Genomic DNA, 14511 nt, shown 5'->3' with positions numbered 1-14511 from the left:
TATTATATCTTTGCTGAGTACGTAGTACATAAAAAGGTTGCTTTGGTATGGTTCGCAAAACAAATATCAGCAACCTTTTTTATTTCTTAAGCAAGTCTAGCAAAAGTCAAGATGACTTCCTATAAAGAAAATTCTATTTTAACTTATTTGCTTGAGCTTATTTCTAATAGCTCCTTATCATGGTGATTTCTAATTTCGACCTTGTTGTCAAAAAACATTGTTGCTCCATTTTGTGAAGTGTAAGCTGGCCAAGATGGTAGCCCTTTGTGGGCAGGATTGCCAGTACGGGCAAAATTAATCCATGATTGGCTCATTTTTTCTTCTAAGATTTTTGCCTCTTTTCCACCTCCTGTCATTTCTTGGCAACGGTCGATGTTATTAAAAACAAAACCCAATTCGATACAGTGAACCGCTTTGTACATACCGTCATTTACTGGGGATTGCCAAGTAAATAGGTAAGCATATACAGGTGCCCCACCAAAGTCTGCTTTTAAATTGGCATGCTTTACCATTCCTGGTCTGAAAGCAGCCAAATCTATATCTATGTAATCGGATGGTTTTGTGGTATTTGGATATGCTTTTTCAACAGCTTTTAAATATGTATCTGTTTTGTCAGCATAACGTTTTTTAAGGAAATCTACAGCTTGTTCTTTACTGAAATCACGAATTGCAGGATTCAACAACGACGCCATAAATTCATTTTTGGTACAACCCAACATAAACGGAATATCTTTTGAAATGGCTAAGCCCGCAGGATCAACTTGTTGATATGGCAAAAAGTCACCATCATGCACAGGCCCCCAGCCTAAGCCACCTCCTACAAAAGCTTTTCCGTCTTTTTTCATTTGCTCTTGCACTTTGGCAATAGCTTTTTTGCTTGCTTCATTCAATTTCTCGTAAGAAATTTTTTGTAATGAGTCTACTTGATTTGGTTTCAATCCCAATACTTCTAATAAAGCTTCGCCTATTTTTTTACTATCTTCTTGTTCCAAAAAGCTCTGACGATAACTACCACTCTGATTAATAGCTTTATGAAACAAACCTTTGGCAGACGGAGCATACATCAACGTGGTAACTTTGGCTCCACCTCCCGATTGACCGAAAATGGTAACGTTGTTTGGGTCACCACCAAAGTTGGCGATATTACTTTTGACCCATTCCAAAGCCATAACCGCATCCATCATTCCGACATTAGCGGATTTTTTGTATTTGTCTCCAAAGCTCGACAAATCCAAAAAGCCAAGCACATTCAAACGATGATTGATAGATACCACTACTACGTCCCCTTTTTTACTGAGATTTTCGCCTTCATAAGATGGCAACTCAATGGCAGAACCAGCACTAAAGCCACCTCCGTGTAACCAAACCATAACAGGGCGCTTTTTGCCATCATTGATCCCTTGCGACCATACATTTAGCGTTTGACAGTTCTCGTTGGTATAGCCCCAATTATGATTAAAGGCAAATTCGAGAGGGTCAAATACTGTTGTTGTAGGGTCGGTAGGACAAACGGGTCCATAAGCTGTAGAGCTACGCACATCGCTCCAAGCTTTTGGGCGGGTAGGAGGCATAAAACGCTCAGATTGAGCGTAAGGAATGCCCTTGTACGTAAAAGTTCCATTATGAATATAACCTCTTACTTTTCCCAAATCGGTACTTACAACGGCAATATTTTTACCTGCTACCAATGGGTCTGTTTGCGCATCAATATGCGAAGGAACTCCTAGTAAACTTACGGTCAGTAAGCCACTCAGAAAAATGATTTTTTTCATTAGTTAATTGGTATAAGTGTAAATAAATGGACAAAGTTAAGTGCTATGTACAAAAGAGATAAAGGCACAAAACAAGAAGCATTTTGTTTCTCTTTGCCTTTACACTTGTCTATTTACTTACTGTTTTTAAATAATTGGATAATAAGAAAATGCCATCTGAGCAATTGTCTCAAGATGAGACTATAGATACAAATGTGATAAAAAAATCGGATTTAATACAAAAAAGTGTGAAAAAAATTATACATATCGAAGAAAGTTAGGGTAAATAATTATAAGTGACGTCTTTACTCATTAACTCTAGTCATCAAAATGTTCGATAACACAGCATTATAGTTGAGTTATGAACCCTAAACTGTTTTTTATGAATTCAAAAATTCCTCAATATCGTTGGAGAATAGTCCTCTTACTTTTTTTTGCTACCACTATCAATTACCTTGATCGTCAGGTAATTGGATTATTAAAACCCACCCTCGAAAAAGAATTTAACTGGAGCGAGTCCGATTACGGTCAGGTAATTATGGCTTTTACGGCGGCTTATGCTACTGGTTTTTTATTTTTTGGTAGAATTATCGATAAAATTGGAACCAAGTTAGGCTACACTATTTCGGTTATTTGGTGGAGTATAGCGGCGGTTTTACATGCTGCCGTTGGATCTACTTTTGGACTAGCTAGTATGCGTATGCTTTTAGGTTTGGGCGAATCAGGAAATTTTCCTGCGGCTATCAAAACAGTTGCAGAATGGTTTCCTAAGAAAGAGCGTGCCTTTGCTACTGGAATATTCAACTCAGGCGCAAATATTGGAGCGGTAGTAGCACCTATTATGGTACCTTGGATTTTGGGAGTTTATGGCTGGCGTGAAGCGTTTATTATTACGGGTGGAGTTGGTTTTATTTGGCTGATTTTCTGGAAATTATACTACGAAACTCCTACAAATCACCCTAAATTAAGCACAGAAGAACTGGAATATATCAATAGTGATGCCGACGAACAAGAAGTAGAAACCACAGAATCTGTAAAATGGATAAAACTTTTTGGGATTCGTCAAACATGGGCTTTTGTTTTTGGTAAAATGTTTACTGACCCTATTTGGTGGTTCTTTCTTTACTGGCTACCATCTTACTTTGCCGAGCGTTTTCAATTGGATTTAAAAAAGCCAAGTATCGAATTAATTGTGGTTTATACAGCTACCACAATCGGTAGTATTGGAGGGGGATATCTTTCGGGATATCTAATCAAAAAAGGTTGGACTGTATTCAAAGCCAGAAAGGCATCTATGTTGAGTTTTGCATTGGCGGTATTACCTGTATTTTTTGCTCAATACTGTACAAACATCTGGCAGGCTGTGGGTCTAATTGCATTAGCGATGGCCGCACACCAAGCTTGGAGTGCTAATATTTTTACAACAGCTTCAGATATGTTTCCTCGCAAGGCGATTAGTTCGGTAGTAGGAATTGGTAGTATGGCAGGCTCTGTTGGCGGTATCTTATTTCCTATTTTAGTAGGTTATTTATTGGATACTTACAAAAAAGCAGGAGATATAAATATTGGTTACAATGTTATTTTCATTATTTGCTCAATAGCTTATATTTTAGCATGGTTGGCAATGCACTTTTTTGCTCCAAAAATGGAAAAAGTAAAATTATAGTTTGACGCTGTAAATTAGGAACTTACATTTACAAAAAAGGCTACTTCGTGAAGTGGCCTTTTTTGTAAATAGACCATGAAAATTTATTTAGACTTATTTTAAATAACTATTGTTTGATATATATTCTCCTATTAACTTTGTAGTGTATTCAAAATAGAGGTTAGGTTATGGAATATCCTGCATTTCACGAATTATATCAAAATTCAAAAGGAAGTACTTGGCAATGCGATTTGACAAATAAAATTCATGTGCATTTTAATGGAATGATTGCAACTTTCAAGATTCATGATTTTTTGGCATTTCGCCGCAAAGTTTCTTCAATTGATATTCATCAAATGATATTTAATTTGTCAGATGACTTTGATTATGAGCTAGTAGAGGCTCCTCAGGTTCAACTTTCATGGCAGCTAACACTCTGTGAAATTGTTCAGTTAAGAGACTTATTAGATGGAACAAAATTTGTTCTTTCCTTAAATAGTATGTTATACGAAGTGTTGGGAGAAGGAGCTTTAGCATAAGTATTAATGCAAAATAAAATTGCATTAATACGCTTTAGACATTAGGAAAAAAAGCTTCACTTATTTCCTAAGAAATACTTTTTAACTTTTAGCCTATGGAATAAAGCCTAGCGCTTAATGCAGGTAAAAATTTAGGTGTAATTAATAAAAATGGTCTTCTGAAGAATAAATTCTTCAGAAGACCATTTACTTTTTTAGAGCTATTTGTCCTTAAACGATAAAGCATGGTAGAATGGCATTTTTTATTTTCTATTTTTGTTGGATATATAAGTAAAAAACAATCATTTCTTGTTTTATCTATATATTCAAAGATTATTCACTAATTATTTTAAGAGAAAATGAAACATGTATTTCGTACCAAATTAGTAGCTGTTTTAGCGCTATTGGTCACAATTCTTACTTCAATTAATTCTTGGGCTGCAGCACCCAAAAGAGACTTTTATCAGTTGATTATTTATCGTTTAAAAACGGCGGAACAAGAAACTCGTCTCGATAATTATTTACAAAATGCCTACATGACTGCATTACATCGTGCTGGTATTGAGAAAGTTGGTGTATTCAAACCAATTATTTCGCCAGAAGCTGGCGAACCAGCCGAAAAAATGGTATATGTATTTATTCCTTTTAAATCACAAGATGAATGGGCAAAATTAGAAGGAAAACTTTCTGCCGATAAAACATATTTGGAAGAGGGAAAAGATTATATCGATACGCCTTGGGATAAGCCCGTGTACACACGTATGGAATCTATTTTGATGAGAGCATTTGTCGATCAACCACATTTTCAGATGCCTGCGCTTTCATCGCCAAAGTCTGAAAGAGTTTATGAATTTAGAAGTTACGAAGGACCTAGCGAAAAAATATACGTCAACAAAGTAGATATGTTTAATGCTGGTGGTGAAGTGAAATTATTTAAAAGATTGAATTTCAACGCAGTATTTTATTCGGAAGTAGTTTCAGGAGCAGCTATGCCTAACTTGATTTATATGACAACTTTCGAAAATAAAGCTGATAGAGATGCACACTGGAAGTCATTTAGTGCTGACCCCGAATGGAAATCTTTATCTGCAATGCCTAAGTATCAACATAATGTTTCAAAAAATGATACACGTTTTTTAAGACCGACGGATTACTCTGATATTTAAGTAATTAAGACATTATAATTGAAGGTGGGCATCTATTGCTCACCTTTTTTTGTTATGACTAATAAATCTATAATTTAACCTACACATTTGTTTTGAAATAAGCAGGCTTATCTATAAATTTACCTATCTACCTTTCTACAATAAGTCCTCACGTAATAAAATGCCTACAATTTTACACCGAATAGACTATTATTATTAAATAATATGCAAAAAAATGACTAAATATAGTATTTTTGCATATTGTTTTTGTACAAATTATTTGCATTCACTTTAGGAATTAGATATATACACACAATGGATACTTTTTTTAGCCAAAACCTGCAATACCTACGCAAACAATTGGACGGGAAAATTTCGCAGGAAAAACTTGCTGAGGAAGTTGATTTAAAAAAATCTACACTCGGTTCTTATGAAAGTGGTCGAGCTGAACCACGCTATGCTGATTTAATTAAATTGGCTAGTTACTTCAATGTAAGCGTTGATGATATGCTTACAAAGGACTTGGCAACAAACCAACCAGCTAAACGTCAGGAAGATAAGTTGAGAATATTGGCAACTACTGTCAATAATGATAATGAAGAGAATATCGAGTTTGTTCCTATCAAAGCTGTAGCGGGCTATTCAAATGGCTATGGGGACATTGATTATATTAGTCGTTTACCAATTTTTAATGTGCCTTTTTTACCAAAAGACCGCAAGTATCGTGTATTTCCTATCCAAGGAGACTCGATGTTGCCTTTGAGAGAGGGTTCATTGGTTTTTGCTGAGTATGTTGATAATTGGCGAACTATCAAAAATGGCACAATTTGTATTGTTGTTACAAAAGACGAAGGTGTTGTTTTGAAAAAAGTTTTTAATTATCTCAACGAAAAAAATGTGTTGATTCTTAAGTCGACAAATGAAAGATATGCTCCTTATCCTGTCATGGAAGAAGATATTCAGGAGCTTTGGAAATTTGTAGGATTCTTTACAGGTGAATTTCCTCTATAAGCATGGGTAATCCCGAATTTAGTGATTTGTGATTGAGCGATTTCTTTAAATCTACATTTCATCTATAGAGACCTAATGCTTTTAGTCTAAAGATATGTCATTTTATTTTGGAATATAGTATCAAAAAAGGCGTTCGAAATGAATTTTTCGAACGCCTTTTTTGATTAATAGTAAATTAATGTCTAGGATTTGATTGCTTTTTTTCCTGTGAATCTCCATAAACACAAATAAGAGGTCTCTATTTTAAATTATCCCAAAATTCGGGAGAACTCATCTTTATGAATAGCTTTTACTTCTTGAGCTTAATCAAGCGTCATTTCGGACTTTAGCCTCTGAAGAGTTGTTGTATTGATTGGCTTGCTGATAAATTCTTTTACACATCGCATTACAAGTGATTTGCGAATATCTTCGGGGTCAATACTTGAGGATAAAATGATAACCTTTGTTTCTGGAAAGTGTTTCTGAAACCTTTCTATAAAAATATCCAAGAAAGCCCATCCACTCATCTGGGGCATATTCAAATCGAGAAAAATAAGCTCTGGCGCTTCTATCGAAGGATTTTGTAGTAATTCCTCATAGTATAGCACAGCTTCTGTCCCATCTGCGACTGTTTCAACGATTGATGTAAAATTACATTTATTCATTGTCATCTTGAGTATCATCAAGGTAACAGGGTCGTCGTCCACACACAAAATCTTCTTAAACATATTTACTTCTTAAATAAAATTGAAAACTGAGTCCCTTTATCTACCTCACTCTTTACTGAAATGTTCCCACCAAGAGATTTTACTTGTGCTTGCACCATATACAAGCCAATACCTTTGCTATCAGGATGATTATGAAATCTTTGATAAAGGCCAAAAACCTTGTTTTTATGACGTTTGAGGTCAATACCTAAGCCATTGTCTGTAAAAATTAACTCAATCCCCTTCGACGTATTTCTTGTTTTTACCCATATTTCTAAAGGTCTTTTATTCGAACGGTATTTCAAAGCATTTGACAACAGGTTTAGAAGAATGCTTTCTAGATACGAAATATTAAAATTTACAGATGGTGCTTTCTCAAAATTGATATTGATTGTTGTTCCAGCATCTTGAATAAGTTGCTGAGTCATTTGTGTTATTTTGTTCCAAATTGTTTCAAAATCAATGAGTTCTTGCTGTACATTTACATTCTCTTTGATTACTAAAATCTTTAATAGATCATTAATAGTATCGTTGAGCTGATTAGTTGAGGTTTTGAATCCTTCTAATACAGTCAATGTCATTGGGTCGGTAATCGTAGAGGTATTTAACATCTTGAGTAGACCCAATAAATTAGATAGTGGTGAGCGAATATTATGTGAAGTGATGTAAGAAAATTGACGTAAATCCTGATTGATTTGGGTCAACTCCCGAATCAATAACTCTCTTTCTTCTTCGTTTTTTTTACGCTCAGTTATATCTTTTTGAATAGAAATCCAGTGAGTAAACCAGCCCGCTTCGTCGGCTAATGGAACAATAGATATACTTACCCAAAAAGGTTCTTTATTTTTCTTGTAATTGATAATTTCGATTTCGCAAGGCTCCCATTTTTTTAAAGCTGCTTTGAGCTTATTCAATTCTGAACGGTTGCTAGAAGGACCTTGAAGTATTCTTGGCGATTTTCCTATAATTTCATGAAGCTCGTAGCCTGTCATTTTAGTGAAAGCTTCATTGGCATAAATAATTCTAGGACCTGGTTGTTCGATTGGTTCTGCTTCTGTAATCAGGATGGCATCATTGCTGTTTGTAATGACCGATTTCCAAAGATTTAGCTGTTGTTCTTCTTCTTTTTCTTTGGTAATATCACGCATCGCACCCACCATTCTGATGGGTTTGCCATGGTTATCAAAAACCATATAGCCCTTGTCACTTACATGAGCTATTTCACCATTGGCACGAACATAGCGATATTCACTTTCCCAGGTAGTTTGTTCAGGATTGGCTAGTGCTAATTGGATTTCATCCAAAACTCTTTCTTTGTCTTCGGCATAAATGTTTCTGCTCCAATCCTGAAAGTCTTTCATGGATCCATAAGGGTATTTCCCAAAAATGAATTCATAATTGTCTGACCAATAAGAATCGCCTGTGATGATATCCCAATCCCAGATAATATCTCTTGTCGCTTTTTTGGCTAGTTCAAAGCGCTCATTACTTTTTTTAAGCGCTTGTTTTGCTTGCTTTTGTAGCGTTATATCCAAAAACGTGCTATCGATACGCAGAGCATTGCCGAGTGTATCAAAAATAATTTGTGTTTTGCTAAATAAGTATTTTGTTTTGCCCGAAGCTAATACTATTCTAAATTCCTTTTCGATGGGTTTGCTTCCATATAAAACGGATACCTCTAGCAGTTTGATTGACATTCTATCGTCGGGATGAACCATTCCGATAAAGCCTTCATAATCAAACTTTTCTCTGTTTTCTGTGATTTCAAAAATTTTGAAAACCTCTTCTGACCAAAATATTTTTCCTGTTCTTAAATCATGTTCCCAGTAAGCAAGGTGTGCTATTTCTTGTGCTGCCTTTAGGCGGTTATTTGTTTGAATAAGTTCCTTTTCAGCAAGTTTTCTTAGCGTTATATCATGTACGAGTACAAGCGATACAGTACGATTTTGATATTCTATCTGATGCGCTGTAATGTCAACAGTTATGGGTTCGCCTGATTTAGTTTTGTGCAAGGAAATACCTCGATAATTTGGAGGGTCTGAAGTAAAATCCCAACTAATATTTTTATAATGGTCTAATTGCTCAAATGCTACTATGTCATACACCGTCATTTTCAAAAGTTCTTCTCTGCTATAACCATACTGTCTTAAAGTTGCGTCGTTAACTTCGATAAACTCTTTGGTATAAAAATCATTAATCCACATTGGTAATGGATTGTTATTGAAAAGGTAAGAATAGTTTTGCTCTGAAATTTTAAGCGCTTTTTCTTTGACTAAACTTTCAGAAATATCTTTAGCAATAGCAATGACTGTTTGCTGCTGGTGATTCCAAACGGCATTCCAAATCATTGGAAATATTGTACCATCCTTTTTACGAATATCTAAAATAACGTTTTGAATGTGCTGACCTTTGGCTAAAGATTCAAATGACTCTTTGATTGAAAGAGCTGAAGATTCGGTCAAAAAAGACAAAAGATTTTTTTGCTGAAGCTCATCAACAGAGTACCCCCACGAGGTACTTGCAGCACGATTAATTTTGAGAATACTGCCTGAAGCACTCGTTAAGCACAAAATATCATTTGATTGATTGAGAATCGGATTAAAATCTGGTGATATAATAGTATTAATGAGGTCTTGTTGCTGTGCCCAAAAGGGACTCATCGAAATATAGACAAAGGTTTGTTCTGATGTTTGAACAACACGAGCTTTCAGACCATAAGAGCTAGAGCTATATTCGCTTGAAATATGGGATGGCGTGTCAGATTCTTGTTGAAACTCAAATCGACTTAATAATTGGGATAAAAATCTCACAGACTCAATACAATGATAGTTTTCAATAAAAATTTGAGCCTGATTATTTTGATAGATATTTTCCTGATCCTTGTTATAAATAAGAATTACTTCATTGGCAAAGTCCAATGCTTGATAAAAAGCAGGGGTCTCCTGTTCTATCAATGGGTTAGTTTTTTTTATTGTATTTTCTGAAAGTTGAGATTCGGTATTGATAAACGTTTCCATAGAAATTTGCTCTTTGTATAGGACTTTCAATTGGTTATTAGCCAATTGAAAATAGCCAATCATCGAGAAAAATGTTCAAAGATAATTGTAACTCTCGTTAAAGGTATTGATTCTAGTTGCAATAAATGACGTATGTGCTTAGGTGCTATTTTACTCTTCTTGACCTTCTTCGTAGTGTAATCCCATAAATTGAAGAGGGGATTGTCCAAACGTTTTTTTGAAGATTCTCGAAAAACTAGAAGGATAATTAAACCCAACCATATAGGCTACTTCATTGATAGTGTATTTGCCTGATTGTAAGAACTTTCTGGCCTGTACTAACCGTTCATTGAGGTGATAGTTATAAACGCTATTGTTAAAAATAGCCTTATATAAAGTTTTAAATTTGGCTGTGCTCATGCCTACCGATTTAGAGAGCTCTTCTATAGAAGGGCAAGGCTTGGACAAATCCGCTAAAATAACCTCATTGATTTCGTGAATTTTTTGTATATCTCTTTTTTTAAAATGCTGATTGGTTGGAATAAAAATGCTTTTATTAATTAGCTTTTTAAAGAACATTAAAGTCAAATCTAAAGCTGTTCTATAAAAAAGTAACTTTGTATTTTGTTGATAAATATCCTCATTGAGTAGTGTATCCACAATTCGATGAAGGTCTATATCGATATTATCAATCATAAAAACCGGCTCATTGGTTTGGATAATTTCATTGAGCCGCTCAGCAGGGTCTTCCTTTAAATCCTGAATGATGTTTGCCTCAATCCAATTTTTTGAAAAAGTCAACGAAAAACTAAAAATCGGGCAATTTGCCGGAAATACTCTTGTATTGCTAGCTGAAGACGAACTGAGTACCACACAATAGGGAGAATTGTTGGGAGTAAGCTCTGACAACTCTTTAGCATATATGTAGTCATTACAAATACTTACATTCCACCGAGTATTCTCTTCGGAGGGTATTGGCTGGAGATGTAAGTCTTCGTTCAAATGTAATTGTAAAAGCTCAACTTCAAACCCTTCTTCTATTTCTATAAAAAGTATTTGCCCTTTTCCATGCGAATTTTCAAATTGATGAACGTAACGACTTTTTTGGTCAATTTGAAGATATTCTGATAGTTCGTTTAAAAAGGAGGATGAATGATGGTTTTCAAAAACAATTGATGCGTTAGTATTAAGTAATGATTTCATAATTTTAACTTGCTCTTATTCTATCGTAACAACCAAAGTGAAAATTGCAAATAGAATATTCTTCACTAATATAAGAAAAATATCGTCCTTCATTATTGAAATGATATATAATTCGTATAAACGCAGAATATATTCATGGCATACGGCTTCCTAAAATCTTGTTTGGGGATTAAATTTAATTAAAAAATGCTTACTGGTATTTTCAAAATAACCTCAAAAAGATTGTTTTGACCTGATACTTTCATTTCGCCATGGACAGTCTGTACCCATTCTTTTATGATGTAAAGACCTAAGCCTGTGCCGTTCATGTCTTTGGAATTATGAGCCTGGAAAAATGGTTTTACGTCGTCGGTACAAACAGTATATTTTCCATGGTAATGATTCCGAATAATCATTACTAAATGGTTGTTTTCTAATCGGGTATCTGAGTAAACTTTATTGGCAGGATTGGCATACTGAATGACGTTCTGAAAAAGCTCAGTTAATACAAATTCTAATAAGACTTCATCGTAGCCATATAAGATATTTATATTCGATTTAAAGCTAAATTCGAATTGAGATGGGGTGCCCTTTTTGAGTGTATCAGATATTTGTTGTTGTAATGCTAAAATGTTTACAGTACCACTAGTAGCATTTCTCCAAGGGTTGTCGTGGTTTGATAATTGATTGTACCATAACAACTTACGAGTTGTCCTAAGAATTCTATTACCAGAAATACTAATACCTTCCATAAGAGCCAAGGCATCATTTATCTGATTATTCTTAAGCATATCAGCCGCTATTTTACTCAAATTAACGATTCCATTTAAGGGTGTTAGGTACTCATGACTCGAAATATGATAAAATACATCAACAGCATTTTTTCGGATTTCCAGACCAACTGATTCTTTCTTCTGGTTGCTCAAATCTAATCTAGCCCTAATGGTTTCTACTAGATCTTTGGACATGAAAGGCTTCGTCAAAAAATCGTCGGCGCCTAGGTTCATTCCTTTCCGTTTGTCTAAAAAATCGGCTCTGGCTGTCAAAAAAATAAAAGGAAGGTAGATAAACTCAGGGATAGCACGAATACGTTTAAGTACTTCAAAGCCATCTACTTCATCTAACATAATATCGCAAACCACTAGGTCGGGCTTGACTGATTGGACTAGTTCAACACCTAGCTGTCCTTTGTGAGCGACTTCACACTCGAATCTATTGAGCTCTAAAATTGTTTTAGTGTTTTCGGCCAACAATAAATCATCTTCAATTAATACAATTTTAGGTATCATGATTTTTGAGTTCTAAGAGTACCGATGTTCCCTGATTTTGTTTACTTCTAAAATGAATGCTAGCTTTATGGAAATCAACAAAATATTTGACTACCAACAGCCCCAAACCAGTACCTTTGATACCTTCAACGTTGGATGCACGGGCAAACGCTTTGAATAAATTAGGAATATCTTTTTCTGGAATCCCTATGCCAAAATCTTTTATTAGTATGCTTACACCTGTTTTGTGATAGCGAAGTCGAACAATTGGTGATTTTTTATTACTTGAATATTTAAAGGCATTTTCGATAAGATTTTTGAGAATATGTGTCATCATGAGTCTATCAAAATACACTGGGTGTTCGTTACCTTTAAATAATAATACAATTTGCCGACCGTCTTCATAAGGTAAAAAATTAGCAGAAATAACTTGCTCAATAAACTCACTCATGTTTTGAGGTGAGGGCTTAAATACCATTTTACCCCCCTCAATTTTGCTCACCAACAATAGCTCTTTCATTAATGATTCCATTCCTTTTACTTCATTAATGATTCGAGAAAGATGTAGTTGAAGTTGAGGTTTACTGATTTTTTCGGCATCATTAAGCATTTCCAAGATTTCGGCACTAGATTGTATGACAGACATGGGGGTGCGCATCTCATGTGAAACAATATTCACAAAACCTGACTTTAATTCATTAAGGCGTCGTTCTTTATCGATGATTTTTTGTAATTCGGCAACTGCATAATATTGATCTGATACATCACTCAAGAATACGGCATAGTTTACATTCCCGGCTTTGCCTTGTACATAAGGAGTAAAAGAATACGAAAAGTATTTGGTCATACCATATTTATCCTTCACTTGATAAACTTTGGCTGTGTGATGAGCATAATTTGTTTGCTGATACATGGCTATATCTTTCCTAATAATCGACGTGTCGTCGATTGCAATAGCCTCGATTTCTTTGCCTATGATTTGTGAAGTAGGAATGCCAAAAAAAGATTCATAAGCAGCATTTACAAATACAACTTGAAAATTGTGGTCAATTACAATTACTACAACATCCAATAAATCAGCAACTTTAGCAAAAATTATGTCTTTTTGTCGTGCATATTCTTCCGTTTTTTTCAAAGAAGTTACATCTATACCATAACCAACGACAAACTCTAACTCTCCATTTTCCTGAAAAATAGGCTGGAAACGACGTAAGTTAAACCTTTGAGCCCCCTCTCGATTGATGCCTTCTTCCAAAAATTCATATACCTTTTTAGTAGAAATAGCTTGGTTAAATGCCTCCCTTCTTTCTTCGGCAAAGGTAGAATCTTTACCTCTGTATTTTACAAAATCATAATCATCTTTATTGATGAGCCATTCGCGAAGACTTTCATCTCCGATTGCAGTTTGATTAATAAAAATGTATTGATGCTTTTTGTTAAAAACTGCAATATCAGCAGGTATATGATTCAATATTTGCTCATAAAATTTCTTCAAATGTAAGATGTGGTACTCCATCGTCCGTGCTTCGGTATAGTCATAGTATATCCAAACATGTCCGTCATGTACACCTTCATTGATGATGGGTAGGTAATCTCGAAGAAAAGAACGACCATCTGCTAACTCTACTAGCTCATGTGAAACAAACTCTTCAGCAGTTAAAATCTCGTCAATCCTTTCTAAAAACTGGGTTGGATTACTAAACATAGGCGCACTTTGTGTCGCAGCAAGTTTGCAATCAAACCCAATTAATTGTTCTGGAGAAAGTGGTATATGAAAAAGCTGGCAAAAATTCTGATTGACAAACTGTAATCTACGTTCATGGCTTTCCATCAAGACAGCAAAAGGTATCTTGTTGAGTACAAAATTGAGCTGAGAATTTAGTTTGTCTTCGTTAAGTATCATTGCTGAAATAATTCTATAGATTCCTCGATGGCATTTTTAATTTGCTCTTTATCAACTGGTTTTGATAAAAATTGAACTATTTCGGCACTAGGTGCTTTTTCTAGAAATTGCGAATAAGTAGATGCCGATAAAACAATTACTTTTATATTGGTATGCTTGAATTCGCATGGATTTTCTTTCAAATACTCCAAAAATTCATACCCATCCATAATAGGCATATTGAGGTCTAATAATACTACAATATGGTTATAGGAAGTTGACTTTAGCCAGTTAATGGCGTCTTCACCATTTTCGCATTCACGATAAGTTTGATTGAGCGACTCAAGAGTTTTTCCTAATACAAAACGATTGATAAAATCGTCGTCTATAATTAATAAGATTGGCGGTTCTAAAGTAGTTGTCATTG

11 protein-coding genes are annotated in these 14511 nt (G+C 34.8%); 4 read left to right on the top strand and 7 right to left on the bottom strand.

The annotated features are described in order from the left end of the window. Nucleotides 1–143: 143 nt before the first annotated feature. A complete protein-coding gene (locus QM491_RS16400; protein WP_283328626.1) occupies nt 144–1772 on the bottom strand; it encodes a carboxylesterase/lipase family protein in 1629 nt (542 codons plus the stop codon). Nucleotides 1773–2133: 361 nt separating this feature from the next. On the opposite strand from QM491_RS16400, the gene QM491_RS16395 reads away from it, so the two are divergent. The 4 genes from QM491_RS16395 (at nt 2134) to QM491_RS16380 (ending at nt 6070) form a co-directional block, all read left to right on the top strand. Then, a complete protein-coding gene (locus tag QM491_RS16395) occupies nt 2134–3417 on the top strand; it encodes an MFS transporter (RefSeq protein ID WP_283328624.1) in 1284 nt (427 codons plus the stop codon). A gap of 167 nt (nt 3418–3584) precedes the next feature. Continuing rightward, nucleotides 3585–3935, top strand: coding sequence for a hypothetical protein (locus QM491_RS16390; protein WP_283328622.1), 351 nt, complete (start codon nt 3585–3587; stop codon nt 3933–3935). A 338-nt stretch (nt 3936–4273) separates the two neighbouring features. Then, a complete protein-coding gene (locus QM491_RS16385; RefSeq protein WP_283328620.1) occupies nt 4274–5080 on the top strand; it encodes an NIPSNAP family protein in 807 nt (268 codons plus the stop codon). A 294-nt stretch (nt 5081–5374) separates the two neighbouring features. Beyond that, nucleotides 5375–6070 carry an XRE family transcriptional regulator gene (locus QM491_RS16380; protein WP_283328619.1) on the top strand — a complete coding sequence of 232 codons (696 nt, stop codon included), beginning with the start codon at nt 5375–5377 and terminating at the stop codon, nt 6068–6070. A 302-nt stretch (nt 6071–6372) separates the two neighbouring features. Here the strand turns inward: QM491_RS16380 and QM491_RS16375 are convergent, their stop codons facing one another. The 6 genes from QM491_RS16375 to QM491_RS16350 all read right to left on the bottom strand — a co-directional run bounded on the left by QM491_RS16375 (nt 6373) and on the right by QM491_RS16350 (nt 14509). Further along, a complete protein-coding gene (locus QM491_RS16375) occupies nt 6373–6777 on the bottom strand; it encodes a response regulator (protein ID WP_283328617.1) in 405 nt (134 codons plus the stop codon). A gap of 2 nt (nt 6778–6779) precedes the next feature. Beyond that, entirely contained in the window at nt 6780–9773 is a 2994-nt protein-coding gene (locus tag QM491_RS16370) for a PAS domain S-box protein (RefSeq protein WP_283328616.1), read from the bottom strand. Between the two features lie 150 nt (nt 9774–9923). Then, on the bottom strand, nt 9924–10955 hold the full coding sequence (locus QM491_RS16365) for a helix-turn-helix transcriptional regulator (RefSeq protein WP_283328615.1): 1032 nt from the start codon (nt 10953–10955) through the stop codon (nt 9924–9926). A gap of 179 nt (nt 10956–11134) precedes the next feature. Then, entirely contained in the window at nt 11135–12223 is a 1089-nt protein-coding gene (locus QM491_RS16360) for an ATP-binding response regulator (RefSeq protein ID WP_283328614.1), read from the bottom strand. Beyond that, a complete protein-coding gene (locus tag QM491_RS16355) occupies nt 12213–14105 on the bottom strand; it encodes a sensor histidine kinase (RefSeq protein WP_283328612.1) in 1893 nt (630 codons plus the stop codon). Before QM491_RS16355 ends, QM491_RS16360 begins: the two co-directional genes overlap by 11 nt. After that, nucleotides 14102–14509 carry a response regulator gene (locus QM491_RS16350; RefSeq protein WP_283328610.1) on the bottom strand — a complete coding sequence of 136 codons (408 nt, stop codon included), beginning with the start codon at nt 14507–14509 and terminating at the stop codon, nt 14102–14104. Before QM491_RS16350 ends, QM491_RS16355 begins: the two co-directional genes overlap by 4 nt. Nucleotides 14510–14511 lie beyond the last annotated feature (2 nt).

The organism is Flectobacillus longus (genome assembly GCF_030056705.1).
Lineage (GTDB): Bacteria > Bacteroidota > Bacteroidia > Cytophagales > Spirosomataceae > Flectobacillus > Flectobacillus longus.
Note: the sequence above shows the minus strand (reverse complement) of the source record. Positions and strands in the feature narration are given on the sequence as shown.

Bases quoted from the DNA above. Each gene is read 5' to 3' on its own strand.
- QM491_RS16390 (WP_283328622.1), top strand. From the start codon at position 3,585: ATGGAATATCCTGCATTTCACGAATTATATCAAAATTCAAAAGGAAGT.
- QM491_RS16365 (WP_283328615.1), bottom strand. From the start codon at position 10,955: ATGAAATCATTACTTAATACTAACGCATCAATTGTTTTTGAAAACCAT.
- QM491_RS16360 (WP_283328614.1), bottom strand. From the start codon at position 12,223: ATGATACCTAAAATTGTATTAATTGAAGATGATTTATTGTTGGCCGAA.
- QM491_RS16375 (WP_283328617.1), bottom strand. From the start codon at position 6,777: ATGTTTAAGAAGATTTTGTGTGTGGACGACGACCCTGTTACCTTGATG.
- QM491_RS16355 (WP_283328612.1), bottom strand. From the start codon at position 14,105: ATGATACTTAACGAAGACAAACTAAATTCTCAGCTCAATTTTGTACTC.
- QM491_RS16350 (WP_283328610.1), bottom strand. From the start codon at position 14,509: ATGACAACTACTTTAGAACCGCCAATCTTATTAATTATAGACGACGAT.
- QM491_RS16385 (WP_283328620.1), top strand. From the start codon at position 4,274: ATGAAACATGTATTTCGTACCAAATTAGTAGCTGTTTTAGCGCTATTG.
- QM491_RS16370 (WP_283328616.1), bottom strand. From the start codon at position 9,773: ATGGAAACGTTTATCAATACCGAATCTCAACTTTCAGAAAATACAATA.
- QM491_RS16380 (WP_283328619.1), top strand. From the start codon at position 5,375: ATGGATACTTTTTTTAGCCAAAACCTGCAATACCTACGCAAACAATTG.
- QM491_RS16400 (WP_283328626.1), bottom strand. From the start codon at position 1,772: ATGAAAAAAATCATTTTTCTGAGTGGCTTACTGACCGTAAGTTTACTA.
- QM491_RS16395 (WP_283328624.1), top strand. From the start codon at position 2,134: ATGAATTCAAAAATTCCTCAATATCGTTGGAGAATAGTCCTCTTACTT.